A 16,619-nucleotide genomic window follows, 5' to 3' on the forward strand; every position below is an offset into this window, starting at 1 on the left:
TATCTTGCTGTTTTAAAGGGACATATCGTCCCGGTGAATCAGGGCCGCGCGGCCCGGATGACCCAGAATGCGTTCGATCTGATCGGACCGCTGCCCTTTGATCGCGCGCGCTTCATCTGCCGTATAGCCTGCAAGTCCCGCGCCTAGGTGTGTGCCATCTGCGCCCTGAATGTCCACGGGATCGCCGCGCATGAACGCACCGATCACATCCGTGACACCCGCCGCCAACAGCGACTTTCCGGATCGCAGCGCCTGTACCGCGCCGTCATCCAGCACCAGCACGCCCTGAGGTTTCATCGACGCGATCCAATGCTTGCGCGCAGCTTTCGGCGTAGTACGTGCGGTGAACAGCGTTGCTGCTGCGCCTTCGATCAACGATGCCAGCGGATTCATCCGCGAGCCTTCGGTGATCGTCATATCGCACCCTGCCCCAGTCGCGGTTTTTGCGGCCATGACCTTGGTTTTCATCCCGCCTTTCGACAGGCCGGTACCAGCGTCGCCGGCCATCGCCTCGATCTGCGGTGTGATTTCGTCGATCACGTCATAGCGCGTGGCCGTCGGGTCATCCTTGGGATTACCGGAATAAAACCCATCGACATCCGACAAGAGCACCAGATGGTCCGCTCCGATCGTCACAGCCACCTGCGCGGCCAGGCGGTCATTGTCACCGAAGCGGATTTCGTCGGTCGCAACCGTATCGTTTTCGTTCACGATCGGCACCACGCCCAGCGACAGAAGTGTCTCGAGCGTTGCACGCGAGTTCAAATAACGGCGGCGATCCGCGCTGTCCTCGAGTGTCACCAAAACCTGTGCGGTGGTAGCACCCAGCGGGGCCAAAGCCTCTTCATACGCGCGCGCCAGCCGGATCTGACCTACAGCGGCGGCAGCCTGAGATTGTTCCAGCGACAGCGCCCCCATGGGCAAGCTAAGCACGCCCCGGCCCAACGCGATCGAGCCTGAAGAGACCAGAATTACGTCCGAACCGCGCGCTTTCAACGCCGCCACATCCGCACAGAGCGATCCTAGCCAATCCGCTTTCAACGCACCGGTTTTCGCGTCCACCAACAGTGCCGAGCCGATTTTGACAACGACACGTTTTGCCGTGTTCAGGGCTGCCACGTCTCTTCTTCCTCTTGCGGCTTTTGCCGAATGCGATCTTCCGAGATTTCCTTGCGCAGCGCGCGCAAAACATCTGTCGTACCTTGCTGGGCCACGCCCGACATCAGCATCACCGGACCACCGACAGCTTCTTCCAAAGCGGCCAATTTCTCGGCCCGTTCATCGTCATCCAGCGCGTCGATCTTGTTCAGAACGGTCACGCGGGGCTTGTCGCCCAGAATGTCGCCATAGTTTTCGATCTCGGTGATGATGGTCTGCCAGTCGGCAACCACATCCTCGGCGGTGCCGTCAACCAGATGGAGCAGCACGGCGCAGCGTTCGACGTGACCCAGGAATAGATCGCCCAGCCCACGGCCTTCGGACGCGCCTTCGATCAGGCCGGGAATGTCGGCCACAACGAACTCGACCCCATCCACGCCCACAACACCCAGATTGGGGTGCAGTGTGGTAAACGGGTAATCCGCAATCTTCGGCCGCGCATTCGAGGTCGCAGCAAGGAAAGTCGACTTGCCCGCATTCGGCAGCCCCAAAAGACCCACATCCGCGATCAGTTTCAGGCGCAGCCAGATCGTGCGATCAACGCCAGCAAGGCCGGGATTGGCGCGACGTGGTGCGCGGTTGGTCGAGCTGGTGAAGTGTAGGTTGCCAAAGCCACCATTGCCGCCCTTGGCAATGACCACGCGCTGACCGACCTCGGTCATGTCGGCGATGACGGTTTCTTCGTCCTCGTCCAGAATCTCTGTGCCTACTGGCACGCGAAGTACAATGTCGTCGCCATCCGCACCTGTGCGCTGCTTGCCCATGCCGGGGATGCCATTGCCCGCGAAGAAGTGTTGCTGATAGCGGAAATCGATCAGGGTGTTCAGGCCGTCGACAACCTCGACCACAACATCACCGCCGCGCCCGCCATCGCCGCCGTCCGGGCCACCATATTCGATGTATTTCTCGCGCCGGAACGACACGCAGCCAGACCCGCCCGAACCGGACCGGATATAGACCTTTGCTAGATCGAGAAACTTCATGACGCGCGCCTTTCTGTTATGTCACAGGCGATAGAGGGAAATTGGCCGAGGCTCAAGTCCAGAGCCTGCAGCAAGGGCAATTGGATCAGCTTTCTGGTCGCAAAAGCTGAAAAACACGCAATGGAGCGCATCCGTCCCGTGCGACACTGTGGCCCGTACTGCCATCAAGCTCTTCAAAGCCCAGCTTTTTCAAGACATGGGCCGAGGCGGGATTGTCCGAAAACGCATCGGCGCGGATGATCGGCCAGTCATAGGTTGCCCGGCAATGGTCGACCAGCGTGCCCTCCAGCAAGACCACGCCCACCATGCCATGTGCAGGATCAAACGGCTGGCACCGTTCGCGCGTCAGATTGGGATCTGCGGGATGGGGCCATGTCGCTGTCATGCGCGCGACGTCAATGTCCGAGACAAGGTCATACAAGGCATCGAAATCAGAGCGCTGACAGCGCCGCATGGTCAGGCGTTCACTGACAAGGCACGTTTTCACTGCCTTGCCTCCCAATCGGGACGCGACAGGCTGAGCTTGATCAGCACTTCGTCACAACTGCGCGACACGCAATGCGCCTTTTCGGTCTTCCCGGTATCCTTAAACCCCAGCCCCATTAGCACCGCGCGCGAAGCGTGGTTGCCCGTGAAGTGGCCCGAGCCAATCTGGTCAAGATCCGTGGTCGCAAAAACTTGCGTAATCAAAGCACCAGCGGCTTCGCGCATGACGCCCCGGCCATGATGCTTGCGCCCCAGCCAATAGCCGAGCGTCGGGTCAAGTCCGACCACGCCCAAAACCTCGCCACCCTCGTCGATGGCCAATCCACCTAGCGGATTGGAGCTGGCGAGATAGTCCAGAAACCCATCAAAATCCGCCCGCGTGTAGGGATGCGGCACAACCGTCAGCCAGCGCGCCACCTCGATATCATCAAGCAGCGCAACCACCTGATCACCGTCATCGGGCGTCAGGGGACGAAGCGTAAACCGCGCCGTCCTGATCTGAATATTGTGTTCCATGGCAAAGCGTTACGCCATCTTTTTGACGTACGTCCAGGTCGGAACATTGGCGCCGCGCGCCACCGAATGGCTTTCCGCGTCGCCAATATACTCGAACCCTGCATGGGTCAGCACACGGGCGGAGGCCGGGTTATCCTGAAAGACTTCTGCAAAGATGGTGCTGTTATTCTGAGGGTTCGCCTCGATCAGCGCACAGACGGCTTCCGACGCTATGCCCGAGTTCCAGAACCCCGGCGCGACCCAATAGCCCAACTGGCTTTGCCCACGATCCAGCGCGTTCAGCGTAATCACGCCCAGAACGTCATCTTGATCTTCACGCAAACTGTCCATGACCCAGACATCCTCGTTCCGGTCCTCGGCCAGAGCACGATCAATAAATGCTTCGGTTACACCCGGCGGAAGCGGATGCGGGATCGAGCGCGTGGCCTCGGCCACCCGTTTGTCCGAGACAGACAGGACCAAAGCCCCAAGATCGGATTGCCGTACAGGGCGCAGCACAAAACGTTCCGCCTGAATGGTCGGCTGAGTTCTGATATCTACATGCTTCATGGCTTTCCCTCCTCTGAAAAGCGCTGAATGCACCGTCCGTTCTTCCCGTGAAGGCCATAACGTATTCCGCGTTTCTGGCGCTTTTAGGGCGTTCGTATGAACGTTGGATGAACAGGCAAGTAAGTACTACAAACAAAAAGAAAAGGGGCCGGCTATCACAGCCGGCCCCTGAAATTTCACAACCTCGTTAGGTTCGGCTTACTCAGCGGCCTCCGCCACTGGGAGAACCGAAATAAAGGTGCGGCCTTTCAGGCCTTTGTGGAATTTGACGGTGCCTTCGCTGGTTGCAAAGATGGTGTGATCTTTGCCCATGCCAACATTGTCACCCGGCCACATCTTGGTACCGCGCTGACGCACGATGATGTTGCCCGGGATCACAACCTGACCACCGTATTTCTTTACACCAAGGCGACGACCGGCTGAGTCGCGGCCGTTACGGGATGAACCGCCTGCTTTTTTATGTGCCATGCTATCTCTCCTTAGCTCTTGTTAGCCGTTGGCCAGTTCTTTGGCCTGCTCTACCCAGCCTTCACGCTCGATACGGCCTTTGAACGACAGTTTCTCGTCGAACTCAGCGATATCAGCTTCGCCCCAAGCGGCGATCTGAGCAAAGGTGGTGATGCCAGCGTCCAGCAGTTTCTTCTCAAGCGCGGGGCCAACGCCCGACAGCTTTTTCAGATCGTCAGCACCAGCGGGTGCTTCTGCCTTGGCGGCTTTCTTCGGAGCTGCTTTCTTTGCAGGCGCTTTGGCCGGAGCAGCCGCTGCAACAGCAGCACCCGATACCGAACCTGCACCGATGGCAGCTTTCACGCCCGACTTGTCGGCACCCTTTTCCAGAATGTCGGTTACGCGGAGCAGCGTCAGTTGCTGACGGTGACCCTTGGTGCGCTTCGAGCTGTGCTTACGGCGACGCTTCACGAAGTGAATGACTTTTTCGCCTTTGATCTGGTCGATGACTTCTGCCTGTACACCAGCACCTTCTACGGTGGGGGCGCCAACAGTCGAGCCGACCATCAGAATCTCGTTGAACTGGACTGTCTCGCCAGCATCGGCCGCCAGCTTTTCAACGCGCAGAACGTCGCCAGCCTGGACCTTATACTGCTTGCCGCCGGTTTTCATAACCGCAAACATATGATCTTCCTTCATAATCCGCGTCCTGTGGCCCCGACTTATGCCGGTGTTTGACGAAGGGCCAATCCCTTCAATTGCCTCGAACTGCGCATCCGCCACTTGCGTTTTGGACATAGATTTCTAGCCCCGCACGGGAAAATCCCGGCAGGAATGGCGGCTTATCGGGTGGATCGGGTTGAAAGTCAAGACTTTTACACAAGCGCATCATGCTTATTTTCAAGGTCACCGGCTGGGCCTTGCAGGTCTGTGCTGGTCATAATAGCCAAGTGCTGAATGCCTTTCCAGCCTGAATAGGTCCGACATGCTGCCTTTGAACTCAAATCAGATCCCTGCCCTGTTTCAAAAAGCAGGCAATCTTGCACGATCAGGCAAGCCGGATGAGGCGCTGAAGGTTCTGACGCAGCTTCAGACCATGGCGCCCAACCGGGCCGAGGTCCCGTTTCAGATCGCGCAACTTCATCAACAGATGGGCCAAACCGACGCGGCTCTGAAAGCTTATGGCACAGCGGCACGCTTGGCCCCGTCCGAAATCACCGTCTGGCGGGCCTACTCTAATCTGGCGCTCACCCTTGATGCGTCAACGCGCGCCATGGTCGCCAAGCAGCTGAAGAAAGCGAAGCTGCCGCAAGCAGAGTTGAAAAGACTGACAGCCGTTTTGAAGGGATCCGGATCCAGCACCAAACGCGTCAGCAAGACCGCTTCCAAGGCCGAGATCGACGCGCTGACCGCTCTTCTGAATGCAGGCCGTGCAAAAGAGGCTGAGGCGCAGGCTCGCGCGCTTCTGGTGCGAGGTGCAAACGAAGCCGTATCGATGGTCCACGGCGTCGCACTTGCCGCTTTGGGGCAGCCCGACAAGGCCGAAGAAGCCTTCAAAACTGCGCTGGCTGCCGATCCTGACTATGGCGAGGCGCTGGCGCAATATGGGCAATTCTTGATGCAGCAAACACGGCGCAGCGAGGCCCGCAAGGTTCTGGAGCACGCTCGTCGGATCATTCCCGACAACCCGATTGTCCTTGGCAACCTTGGCTTGGTTTACACCGACATCAATGCTCCGCGTGAAGCGATCGAATGCCTAGATGCCCTGCTAAAAAAAGTACCCGATAACGCTGCCGGGTTGTTCACCCGTGCCAAGGCGCGTCTGACGCTGGAAGATGCTGCCGGGACGCTTGAAGATCTAGACGCGCTGGCTGCTAAATCTGCCCCGACAGGCGAGATGCTGGCGCTACGCGCGATGGCGGAAAATCTGCTGGGCAATGTCGAGGCCTCGCGCAAGGCCATTGATGCGGCGCTTCAGACGGATCCGAACCACCTGCGTGTCGTGACACTGGCCGCCAATCTGCTTCAACGCAGCGGTGACTTCGACGCCGCGGAAAAGGTACTGCGCGACGCCATTGCACGTGGGGCCCGATCGGGCGGGGTTTATCGCATGGTCGCGCAGGGCCGAAAGCTGGACAGAGATGACCCGCTGATCGACGAGATGAAAGACCTGTGGGATCACCCTGACCTGCCGGATGAGGCCAGGATTGATCTGGGGTATGGTCTTGCAAAGGTGATGGAAGACCACAAAGAGGCCGAAGCTGCCTGGACCTATCTGTCGCGTGCGAACGACGTGATGGCTGGTCTTCACCCCCATGACATGACCAAGGAACAAGGTGATTTCGATCGTTTCAAAGCGTTCATGAAGGACTTTGATCCAGACCGCATTGGCAGCTGTGGCTATGCGCAGAACAGCACCATCTTCATCACCGGCCTGCCGCGCTCCGGCACGACGCTGGTCGAACAAATCCTTGCCAGCCATTCGACGGTAACCGGTGGGGATGAGCTGGGGATATTCCATCCCTTGGGCTTCGAACAGGTGGCGAAAGTCGCCCGCGCAGGCGGACATATCAGTGACATGACGGACGCGCAGCTGGAAGATCTTGGCCGCGCCTATCAGAACGCCGTCGACACCCGCCTGCCGAATGCGGATCGGATCACGGATAAGACGATCTCGACCTATCAGATTGCGCCATTGGCGTGGCTTGCCATGCCCAATGCCAAGATCGTCGCCCTGCGCCGTGACCCACGTGACAATCTGTGGTCCATCTTCAAGAACCGCTTTGTGGCCGGTCTGCATCTCTACAGCTATTCTCAGGCCGCATTGGTCCAAACCTATCGCCTGTACACCGAATATCTTGATCTGTGGCGCGAACTTGCCCCGGACCGGATTTACGAAATTTCCTATGAGGCTCTGGTCGACGATCCGGAAACCGAAATCCGCAAACTTCTAAAGTTCTGCGATCTGGAGTGGGAAGACGCCTGTCTGGACTTCCACAAAACCAAGCGCGATGTGAAAACTCTGTCGGTCGCGCAGGTGCGCCAGCCGCTTTACAAAAGTTCGGTCGGCAAGTGGGAGCCCTATGCCGAGCACCTGACAGAATTGCTGGATGGGCTGGCGAAGATAGACGCCGGGAAAAGCTAAGGCTTACAGCTCTTCTTCGCGCGACATGGTGCCGACGACGCGGCCCAAATCGCCTGACAAGCGTAAATAGACCGCGTCAAAAGCCGCAAACAGCGCATGATTCAGCGCTTGCCCTGCTGGCGTTTCAGAAAATGCGACATAGCGATCCAGTGCGGTGCTGTCGATGGGCGCATAGGCCGTGTGCAGATAGGCAAAGATCCATTCCGTGGTGTCGCTCCGGATGTCCGCCTCTTGCGACCAGACATGGGTCAGGATGTCTTGCTCGCTCATCTGCCCCAACGCTTCGGGCAAGGCTTGATTCAGCGTGTTCAGAAAAACATAGTTCGAATTGAGCGCGCCCATGACGTTCAGTTCGATCAGGTCATTCAGATCAACATAGTACCGGATGGTGTCGTCCAGAGTGTCTGACGTGTCCCCTTGCAGCCAACGATCGCGGGCAAGCTGTTCGAACTCCAAATCCAGAAACGCACGGCGCGCCGCGATCTCGTTCCGGATGATCTGTTGCATCTCCACGCTCTCGTAAAATTCGCAAAGCGCCACGACATGGTCCTGCGCCAGTTCGTGCTCGAATTGCGCATGCAATTCACCCTGCAGCGTCTTTTCGTCATAGATGGCCTGAAGCGCGCCTTCCCACCGCGGGCCACCGTCATGCCCCAGAAGATCCATATCCGAGTCCAACGCCATGGCCAGACCTTCATCATGCAGGATCGAAACCATCTCTGGCATGCCCAGAAGATTCCAAAGATCCTCAAATCGCTCTTTGTCCGACCGCTGGGTTTGATCCGACGCAATTGCAGCGCCCACAGTGAGTACGCACAGCAATAATGCCGCGCCAGCGCGCCGCAGTGTTTGGAAAAACAAGGTCACAGCTCGGTCTCGGGCGCAAGTTCGTCAAGCCGGCTGGCCATTGTTTCATAGCGATTTGCCATAATCTCGAACTGGACGGCATTCAATATCTCATAGACCTGCCCCATACGCGGGTCTTGCAGCGCCGCCAGATAGTCGATCAGGTCCGCCTCATCAATGGCGCGATAGGCATAGGCATTCGCCACCAACGAGTTCTCTTCGATCCCTTCGCGCATCAGATCGGATTGGCTTTGCAGAATGCCGCGCAAATCATCCTCGTCCAGTTCCAGATCGCTGGCGCCTGCCGCCATCGCGGCCATCAAATAGCGAACCTGAATTTCGATGAGCGAACGGATCGCAACATCGGTCGAGCCAATTGCATCCCCCATCGCCTTGTAAAGCTGAACACGTAGATCGCCACTTTCCAGAAGCTCGGCCACAATCTCGGCGCCTTCGGTGTATTTCACCGCGTCATCCGTCATATGGCTTTCGTTCTCGACCTCGACCAGCCGTTGTCCCAAGGGGCTTTCGTAGAACGCCATGCCGTGATCCAGAACGTCCTGCGGCAAAACGGCGACCAGCATTTCGATGGCATCTTCGACCATTGCGTCAGGTTCGAACACCTCGCGGGCCAGCTCCTGCCATTGTCGCCCAAACACTTCGGGGTCTTCCCCAGTCATTCCCGGCCCAGCCATCGCGCCCAGTTGGATCGATTCAATCGCGACATCAAACCCGGTGATCTTCAGAAAGGATCGGATTTGATCTTCGTCGCTGGCAAATGCGCTTGTCGCGGTCACGACAAGTGCCGCTGTAAAAGCTATTAATCTTTTTACTATCATAGGCTTATATATGTTTTCCAACAGTGCTGTTGCCCCAAGACTAGCGCCGGGCACTGCCCTTGCCAAGTTGTTGCCGATCACGTTTTCCCCAGCATTTTGAAAATAGGTGAAAAAAGTGGTTGCACATGCCGCGCGGTCGAATTATCTCCCCCTCCACAGACCCCCGCGGAGAGGTGCCGGAGTGGTCGAACGGGGCGGTCTCGAAAACCGTTGTGGGTGCAAGCCCACCCAGGGTTCGAATCCCTGTCTCTCCGCCACTTACCCTTACTTTAAAGGGTAAAGGCCAGCCAATAGCTTCACCCGACATGCTATCACATTACGTACACAGGCGGGCACTGTGACTTATGTCTCTTTCGGCTGCTTTATCCGCTGACGAATGGTTCCCGTAGAAAGACCCTGTCCCTTCCCCAGACGCGCCAGATAGTCCGCCATAGCTCGTTTGCTCAACGTCGGATTTTGCTTCCAAATTGCATTCGCGTTTTCCTGAACCTTTTCCACCAGTGTATCCGCCAGGTCTTGCCGTGCTTTGGCAATCTCTTTCGCAGCACAGCGTCCATTTGCGAGATTCTTAGAGGAAATTGCGCCTTGCGTTGCAAGTGCACCTACTTCTTGTTTGGTTGGATCTGCCACCGCGATGCAAGCAAGCATGCGTTCTTTGGCTTGCCCAAAAGCTATTGATGCAACGCGAAGACGGTCCGCATTGCGCGCTCTTACATCAAAGTCCTGCGCTTCTGACGACTGCAGTCCCCTCATGGCTGCAGACACACAAAGCGCTGACCTGACGACGAGGGTTGCACAGAAATACGAGCTGTGGCGTCCATAGGCCTTGGCGTCATCCCAGCTCTGAATGCCCGCGCCCTGAACAATCGCGATGCACTTCTTCACGAGCCATGCATCGGCGTCGAAAATCTCTTCGGGGGGCGCTAGCTCGAAATTGGCCCACGAGTTGAGGGCGTTGCCCCTCATTCCAGTACCGCCCTTGCCACGCCTTGTGAGGCGCGCGCCAGAAAACCGTGCACAGCGCGGGTGGTTTTTCGCCCTGATCCGGCGTGTTTCAGATGCTTTAATTCAAAACGCGAACGCTCTTCGACAAATCCTGGCATCGCACACCCATTTAAATCCCCATCTAAAAGAATAGCTAAATTTGCGACGCATTTCTATGCGTAGCGCAAGTTGCGTATCTTCCGCACGAGTGAACAGTGGGTAAGTAAACGGCGGAGGAACATACTAGAACCTTGATTTCAGGCTGTATTCATCCGCCACAGACACGCAGCACAATTCATTTCTCGGAGGCGTTTTCAGAGCAGTATTTTCGCTGCGACGAGAGATGTTGGGGCTGACTAGACACTCAGCCCAGAGCGTACCCGGTGCCCCGCACCGTACGCAAAGGGTCATCGCCCCCATTGCGGCACAGCGCTTTGCGCAGGCGTCCCACGTGGACATCCACGGTGCGCGTATCCACATAGACATCACGCCCCCAGACGCGATCCAAAAGCTGCTCGCGGCTCCAGACCCGGCCGGGTTTTTCCATCAATGTGGTCAGCAGACGGAATTCGGTCGGGCCAAGCTTCACCGGCACCCCCGCCCGTGTGACGCGATGGCTTTCGCCGTCCAGCACGATGTCTGAATATTCCAGCTTTTGCCCTACGGCCACCGGACGGGTGCGGCGCAGCTGAGTGCGGATGCGCGCCATAAGTTCGCCCACCGAATAGGGTTTGACCACATAGTCATCGGCCCCTGTTTCCAAGCCGCGCACGCGATCCACCTCTTCCGAGCGCGCGGATAGCATGATCACCGGAATGGCGCGGGTTTCCTTGCGGCTTTTGATCTGGCGACAAATCTCGATCCCCGAGACACCGGGAAGCATCCAGTCCAGAAGGATCATATCGGGCATGACCTCGTCTATCAGGATCAGCGCGTCATCGCCGTTTTCGGCCAGAGTGACATCATAGCCTTCGGACGTCAGGTTATAGCGCAGAATTTCGCGCTGCGCTGGTTCGTCTTCCACCAGCAGCACGCATGGCTTGTCCGTGGTCATGCCTCGGCCTCGTCTTCGCCTTCATCCGGCAATTCATAGTTGGCCGAGTTACCCTTCGGACGCGCTTCGTCCGGCAGTTCACCGCTGACCAGATAAATCACCTGATCCGCAATCGAGGTTACATGGTCTCCCATACGCTCGATATTCTTGGCGATGAAATGCAGGTGCATGCAGGATGAGATGTTGCGCGGGTCTTCCATCATGAAGGTCAGGAACTCGCGGAACAACGCGTTATACATCTGGTCCACTTCCAGATCGCGGTGACGCACATCCTGTGCCAGTTCCTCGTCCCGGCGGATATAAGCATCCAGTGCATCCGTCAGCATCAGGCGCACTTCGCTCGCCATCCGTTTGATCGCACCCGAGGCACCGTCAATCGGTTGCATATGCACCAGAACCGTGGTCCGCTTGGCCATATTCTTGGCATAGTCACCGATGCGTTCGAGGTTCGCGGCCACTTTCATCACCGTCAGGACGGTGCGCAGGTCCGAGGCGATCGGCTGACGAAGCGCAAGCACGCGGGCGCATTCTTCCTGAATTTGCATATCCAGCGCGTCGATCTTCTTGTCGGCACGACGGACTTCCTCGGCCAGCTCTTCGTCGCGGCGTTTCAAGGATTTTGCGCCTTCGCGGATCGAGTCCTCGACCATGCCGCCCATCTTCATCAGGTGGGCTTGAATTTCTTCCAGATCGCGGTCGAAAGCGGATGCAATATGTTGATCAATCATGTCTTTTCTCCTGCCTGTATAAGGGCTTAACCGATACGGCCGGTGATATAGCTTTCAGTGCGCGGATCTTCGGGATTGGTGAAGATCTTGGTCGTGTCGTCGTACTCCACCAGATTTCCAAGGTGGAAGAAGGCCGTTTTCTGGCTGACACGCGCGGCCTGCTGCATCGAGTGGGTGACGATCACCACCGAATAGCTTTGGCGCAGTTCATCAATCAACTCCTCGACCTGTGCCGTCGCAATCGGGTCAAGGGCCGAGCACGGTTCGTCCATCAAGAGAACTTCGGGTTCGGTCGCGACGGCGCGCGCGATGCACAGACGCTGCTGCTGACCGCCCGACAGGCCGGTGCCCGGGGCATGCAGACGGTCTTTCACCTCGTCCCAGATGGCGCCGCGACGCAGGGATTTCTCGACGATCTCGTCCAATTCTGCCTTGTTGCGTGCCAGACCGTGAATACGCGGACCATAGGCGATGTTGTCATAGATCGACTTGGGGAACGGGTTGGGTTTCTGAAACACCATGCCCACCTTGGCGCGCAGCTGCACCGGATCGACGCGCTTGTCATAGATGTCTTCGCCATCCAGTAGGATGTCACCTTCCACGCGACAGATATCAATCGTGTCGTTCATGCGGTTCAGGCAGCGCAGGAAGGTCGACTTGCCGCAGCCCGACGGGCCGATGAAGGCGGTAACAGTCTTGTCTTCGATCTCGACCGAGACGTCTTTGATCGCGTGCGTATCACCGTAATAGACCTGCACATTCTTGGCCGAGATTTTCATATCGTTCATCTCAAGAGCCCTTTCGATTTTCGTCATATCATTCATGTCTGCAGCCCTTGTTACCAGCGGCGCTCGAAACGGCGGCGCAGAATGATTGCAATGATGTTCATGGTCATCAGGAAGACCAGAAGGATGATGATCCCGCCCCAGGCACGCTCATAATACGCGGGGTCGGCGCGTTTTGCCCATTCATAGATCTGGGCCGGCATGGCCGAGTTCGGGGACATGAAACCTTCAATAATCCCGCCCGGATAGTTCGAAGCGATATAGCCCACCATCCCGATCAGAAGCAGCGGTGCGGTTTCACCAAGTGCCTGTGCCAAACCGATGATTGTGCCGGTCAGAATGCCCGGCATGGCCAGCGGCAGCACGTGGTGGAACACGGTTTGCATCTTCGAGGCACCGACACCCAGTGCAGCTTCGCGGATCGATGGTGGCACCGATTTCAGCGACGCGCGGGTCGAAATGATAATGGTCGGAAGCGTCATCAGGGTCAGCACCAGACCACCGACCAGCGGGGCCGATTGCGGCAGATGCGCGAACTGGATGAACACAGCCAGACCCAGAATACCGAAGACGATCGACGGCACGGCGGCTAGGTTCGAGATATTCACCTCGATCAAATCCGTGATCCAGTTTTGCGGCGCGAACTCTTCCAGATAGATCGAGGCCGCAACCCCGATGGGCAGCGCACAGGCCAGCACAACCAGCATCATATAAAGACTGCCCAGCATCGAGACACCAATCCCCGCTTGCTCGGGCCGGCTTTCGGATGCATCCGCGCCGGTGATGAAGCCAAGGTTGAAGCTTTTCGCCACAACGCCCGCGCCTTTCAGCTGATCCACCACGTCCAGATGCACTGGCGTCAGGTTCTTGTCACGCGCAAGGCTTTCACGGGTCACGCGGTCTTTCAGATAGCCATCCACGCGGGACGACGCCAATAGGCGGAACTGGACGGTGTCACCGATGCGATCCGGGTTGGCGATCACGAAGCGGCGCAGGTCGGCGGCGGCACCCGACGACAGCATTTTGCGCAGATCCTTGCCCTTGGCGAAGGGGTTGTCGACACCTGCTTCTTCCATCGCCGCTTTCAGCGCGTTTTCGATCAGAGGGTTGTACCCAAAGGTCGTGACTTTCTTGATCTTTTCGATGTCCCGCTCACCGGTCTTGTCCAGCTTACTTTCCAAAAGCTCCACATCCAGCGTGATGAAGGTCTGCTGAAACGCGCCCACACCTTTGAAGAAGATCGACGTGATCAAGACCACCAGGAACACCAAACCCACGGCAATCGCGGCAATGCCATAGGCGCGGAAGCGGGCTTCGGCAGCGTTACGTTTCTTGGTGCGCTGGTCCAGTTGCAGGATCGAGCTTTTGGCGCGCGGCGTGCCCATTTCGGGGCCGCTCTGAAGGCTTGCGTCGCTCATTCGTATTGCTCCCGATATTTGCGCACGATGTAGAGCGCGAGAACGTTAAGACCCAAGGTCAGAAGGAACAGGGTCATGCCAAGTGCGAAGGCCACCAAGGCCTCGGGGCTGGCAAAATCGCTGTCGCCGGTCAGCTGGCTGACGATCTTGGCGGTCACGGTGGTCATGGCCTCGAACGGGTTCAGGTCCAGACGGGCCGCGGCCCCTGCCCCCATCACCACGATCATGGTCTCTCCGATGGCACGCGATGCGGCCAACAGGATCGCACCCACGATGCCCGGCAGAGCGGCGGGCAGCACAACTTGTCTAACCGTTTCTGATTGCGTCGCGCCCAGCCCATAGGATCCATCGCGCATCGCCTGCGGCACTGCGTTAATGATGTCATCGGACAAGGACGACACGAAGGGGATCAGCATGATGCCCATCACCAGACCGGCGGTCATGACCGAGCGTGCGCCCTGCATCCAGCCCAGCCCATCGGCACCGAAGAAGTTCACCAGCAGAGGGCCAACCACGGTCAGGGCAAACAGACCGTAAACGATGGTCGGGATGCCTGCCAGAACCTCGAGCAAAGGTTTTGCGAAGGCGCGGGTTGCGCGGCTAGCATATTCCGACAGGTACACGGCGGCGAAAAGGCCGATGGGCACCGCGACCAGCAGAGCCACGATCGAAATATAAATCGTACCCCAAAGCAGCGGCAGAATACCCAGATGCTCGGACCCGCCACGGCCTTCCGGCGACCATGTCAGGCCGAACAAGAAATCGCTTGCGGGGAACATCCCAAAGAAAGTGATCGTGTTGAAGATCAGCGACAGAACGATGCCGATGGTGGTCAAGATCGCGATGGAGGCAGCAGCGATCAGCAAGGCCTTCACGCCGCCTTCAACTGCGTTCCGGGCACGGAAGTCTCCGCGTGTCTTCAGCATTGCGGCAACGAAACCGGCTGCAGCCACGATCAGCACGACGATGGTCATGAACAGGTTTCCGCTGGTGGTTTTGCTACGCATCTCTTGCGCCGCGTTCAGGACCGAGGGATCAACATCGCTGCCAAGCGCCACGCCTACTTCGCCCAGCAAGGCGCGGACGTCCGTGGTCTCGGTGTTCAGCTGGCTTGCGCCTTCTGCAGACATCAGCCCTTGAGCAACAGCAACGTCCAAACCATCGGCCACGCGCTTTACGTCGCTCATGATCAGGTTCAGCTGACCGGCATCTTCGTAAAGCGCTGCAGGGATATGGGTCGACACCTGCGAACTGATCATCATGGGCTGGATGATTACCCATGCGCCCAAGACCAGAACGGCCGGCACAAAGGCCAGCATCGCAACGTTGAAACCATAATAGTTGGGAAGCGAGTGAAGCAACCGCCGATCCCCTTGAACCGAGGATATGGCGCGACTTCGTCCCAGTATGAACCCCAAGGCGGCCAGCGCCAGGATGATCACAAATAGCCAAAATGCAGACATTGAACGCTCTTGTAGCAGAGATGCAGATCTTTGCCCCGACCTGCGGAAAGGGTGTGGTGACGCAAGGCAATCTGCCCCGCGCCACCGAAGGGATTTAGTTGGTCAGCACGTCTTCAGCGGCAACCATCGCTTGCGTCGCAGCCAGTTCCGGATCGGCAACCAGACCGTACTCAGCCAGCGGGCCGTCGGGGCCTGCAATCTCATCCGCAACGAAGAATTCAGCAAATTCCTTCAGGCCGGGGATCACACCGATATGGGCTTTCTTGATGTAGAAATACAGCGGGCGCGAGACGGGGTATTCACCGGTTGCGATGCTCTCGGTCGAGGGTACGACACCCGACATGGTGGCAACATTCAGCGTGTCGGTGTTGTTTTCATAGAAAGCCAGACCGAAGATGCCGATGCCGTCTTTGTTGGCGTCGATCGAGGCCAGCGTCTCGGTGTAGTCGCCGTCGATATCAACCGATTTGCCGTCGGTGCGTACGTGGTAGCACATTTTCTTGGCGGCTTTGGCTTTGGCTTTGTCGGTGTCGCCTTCGGCAGTTGCCAGGAAGGCGTCGTAAGCGCCGGTGGCTTTACATCCAGCTTCCATCACCTTCACTTCAAACACTTCACGGGTCCCGTGCTTGGTGCCAGGGATGAAGGCGGCGATATCAACGGCCGGCAGGGCGGCGTTGAACTCGGCCCACTGGTTGTAGGTGTTGTCGATCAGCTTGCCGTCAACCATCACCTGAGCGCCCAGAGCGTTGTAGATGTCAGCCGGTTCAAAAGCCGAGAAGTCCGGGCCGTCGATCTGCGAGGCAAATACGATGCCATCATAACCGATGCGGACTTCGACAATGTCGGTCACGCCGGCTTCGGCACAGGCTTTGATTTCTTTGTCCTTGATGGCGCGCGATGCGTTGGCAATGTCGATGGTATTTTCGCCGACACCTTCACAGAAGCGCTTCAGACCAGCCGAGGAGCCGCCCGATTCTACAACCGGGGTCGGGAAGTCGAAGTTTTCGCCGAAAGCTTCAGCGACGATCGACGCGTATGGCAACACGGTCGAGGAACCAGCAACCTGCACCTGATCACGGGCGGTAGCGGCAGTAGCGGAAACGGCAGCAATCGCCAGGGTCGAGGCGGTCAGTTTCACGAAGGACATGGATAACTCCTGTTTAATCATTGTGACGCCCCTTGGACGTCTAGGCGCTGTCCTAGCGCTGCTGATCAAAG

17 protein-coding genes and 1 tRNA gene are annotated in these 16,619 nt (G+C 57.8%); 2 read left to right on the top strand and 16 right to left on the bottom strand.

Annotated elements, in window-relative coordinates:
• Nucleotides 1-12: 12 nt before the first annotated feature.
• From proB to G0Q00_RS02285, 7 genes are all read right to left on the bottom strand, one after another.
• A complete protein-coding gene (gene proB / locus G0Q00_RS02255) occupies nt 13-1,119 on the bottom strand; it encodes a glutamate 5-kinase (RefSeq protein WP_163035985.1) in 1,107 nt (368 codons plus the stop codon).
• Entirely contained in the window at nt 1,107-2,141 is a 1,035-nt protein-coding gene (gene obgE, locus G0Q00_RS02260) for a GTPase ObgE (protein ID WP_163035987.1), read from the bottom strand. The genes proB and obgE overlap by 13 nt, the downstream gene beginning before the upstream one ends.
• Before the next feature lie 85 nt (nt 2,142-2,226).
• Nucleotides 2,227-2,628 (bottom strand): GNAT family N-acetyltransferase, encoded by a 402-nt coding sequence (locus G0Q00_RS02265; protein WP_163035989.1) that lies wholly within the window; start codon nt 2,626-2,628, stop codon nt 2,227-2,229.
• Nucleotides 2,625-3,143 carry a GNAT family N-acetyltransferase gene (locus tag G0Q00_RS02270; protein WP_163035991.1) on the bottom strand — a complete coding sequence of 173 codons (519 nt, stop codon included), beginning with the start codon at nt 3,141-3,143 and terminating at the stop codon, nt 2,625-2,627. The genes G0Q00_RS02265 and G0Q00_RS02270 overlap by 4 nt, the downstream gene beginning before the upstream one ends.
• Nucleotides 3,144-3,152: 9 nt before the next feature.
• Nucleotides 3,153-3,692 (bottom strand): GNAT family N-acetyltransferase, encoded by a 540-nt coding sequence (locus tag G0Q00_RS02275; RefSeq protein WP_163035993.1) that lies wholly within the window; start codon nt 3,690-3,692, stop codon nt 3,153-3,155.
• A gap of 198 nt (nt 3,693-3,890) precedes the next feature.
• Nucleotides 3,891-4,160 carry a 50S ribosomal protein L27 gene (gene rpmA, locus G0Q00_RS02280; RefSeq protein ID WP_108856322.1) on the bottom strand — a complete coding sequence of 90 codons (270 nt, stop codon included), beginning with the start codon at nt 4,158-4,160 and terminating at the stop codon, nt 3,891-3,893.
• Nucleotides 4,161-4,181: 21 nt separating this feature from the next.
• On the bottom strand, nt 4,182-4,823 hold the full coding sequence (locus tag G0Q00_RS02285) for a 50S ribosomal protein L21 (RefSeq protein WP_163038245.1): 642 nt from the start codon (nt 4,821-4,823) through the stop codon (nt 4,182-4,184).
• 301 nt (nt 4,824-5,124) lie between these two features.
• Between G0Q00_RS02285 and G0Q00_RS02290 the strand changes: the two genes are divergently transcribed.
• Complete coding sequence (locus G0Q00_RS02290) at nt 5,125-7,284, top strand: sulfotransferase (protein WP_163035995.1); 2,160 nt, start codon at nt 5,125-5,127, stop codon at nt 7,282-7,284.
• A gap of 3 nt (nt 7,285-7,287) precedes the next feature.
• Here G0Q00_RS02290 and G0Q00_RS02295 read toward each other — a convergent pair whose 3' ends face one another.
• Both G0Q00_RS02295 and G0Q00_RS02300 read right to left on the bottom strand, forming a co-directional pair.
• Nucleotides 7,288-8,010: a hypothetical protein gene (locus tag G0Q00_RS02295; protein ID WP_163035996.1), complete on the bottom strand. Its 723-nt coding sequence runs from the start codon at nt 8,008-8,010 to the stop codon at nt 7,288-7,290.
• Between the two features lie 137 nt (nt 8,011-8,147).
• Nucleotides 8,148-8,927: a DUF2059 domain-containing protein gene (locus tag G0Q00_RS02300; protein ID WP_163035998.1), complete on the bottom strand. Its 780-nt coding sequence runs from the start codon at nt 8,925-8,927 to the stop codon at nt 8,148-8,150.
• A 209-nt stretch (nt 8,928-9,136) separates the two neighbouring features.
• On the opposite strand from G0Q00_RS02300, the gene G0Q00_RS02305 reads away from it, so the two are divergent.
• A tRNA-Ser gene (locus G0Q00_RS02305) sits at nt 9,137-9,226 on the top strand.
• An 85-nt stretch (nt 9,227-9,311) separates the two neighbouring features.
• Here G0Q00_RS02305 and G0Q00_RS02310 read toward each other — a convergent pair.
• The 7 genes from G0Q00_RS02310 to G0Q00_RS02340 all read right to left on the bottom strand — a co-directional run bounded on the left by G0Q00_RS02310 (nt 9,312) and on the right by G0Q00_RS02340 (nt 16,548).
• Complete coding sequence (locus G0Q00_RS02310) at nt 9,312-9,935, bottom strand: hypothetical protein (protein ID WP_163036000.1); 624 nt, start codon at nt 9,933-9,935, stop codon at nt 9,312-9,314.
• Between the two features lie 382 nt (nt 9,936-10,317).
• Complete coding sequence (gene phoB / locus G0Q00_RS02315) at nt 10,318-11,007, bottom strand: phosphate regulon transcriptional regulator PhoB (RefSeq protein WP_163036002.1); 690 nt, start codon at nt 11,005-11,007, stop codon at nt 10,318-10,320.
• A complete protein-coding gene (gene phoU, locus G0Q00_RS02320; protein WP_163036004.1) occupies nt 11,004-11,735 on the bottom strand; it encodes a phosphate signaling complex protein PhoU in 732 nt (243 codons plus the stop codon). The genes phoB and phoU overlap by 4 nt, the downstream gene beginning before the upstream one ends.
• 26 nt (nt 11,736-11,761) lie before the next feature.
• Nucleotides 11,762-12,523 carry a phosphate ABC transporter ATP-binding protein PstB gene (pstB, locus tag G0Q00_RS02325; RefSeq protein ID WP_370458520.1) on the bottom strand — a complete coding sequence of 254 codons (762 nt, stop codon included), beginning with the start codon at nt 12,521-12,523 and terminating at the stop codon, nt 11,762-11,764.
• Between the two features lie 50 nt (nt 12,524-12,573).
• Complete coding sequence (gene pstA, locus G0Q00_RS02330; protein ID WP_163036008.1) at nt 12,574-13,938, bottom strand: phosphate ABC transporter permease PstA; 1,365 nt, start codon at nt 13,936-13,938, stop codon at nt 12,574-12,576.
• The gene (gene pstC / locus G0Q00_RS02335; protein WP_163036010.1) at nt 13,935-15,401 is read right to left on the bottom strand and encodes a phosphate ABC transporter permease subunit PstC; all 1,467 of its coding nucleotides are present in this window, start codon (nt 15,399-15,401) and stop codon (nt 13,935-13,937) included. Before pstC ends, pstA begins: the two co-directional genes overlap by 4 nt.
• Nucleotides 15,402-15,495: 94 nt before the next feature.
• Nucleotides 15,496-16,548, bottom strand: coding sequence for a substrate-binding domain-containing protein (locus G0Q00_RS02340; protein ID WP_163036011.1), 1,053 nt, complete (start codon nt 16,546-16,548; stop codon nt 15,496-15,498).
• Nucleotides 16,549-16,619 lie beyond the last annotated feature (71 nt).

Origin of the sequence: Aliiroseovarius sp. PrR006 (assembly GCF_010500215.1) — a bacterium.
Classification (GTDB): Bacteria; Pseudomonadota; Alphaproteobacteria; order Rhodobacterales; family Rhodobacteraceae; genus Aliiroseovarius.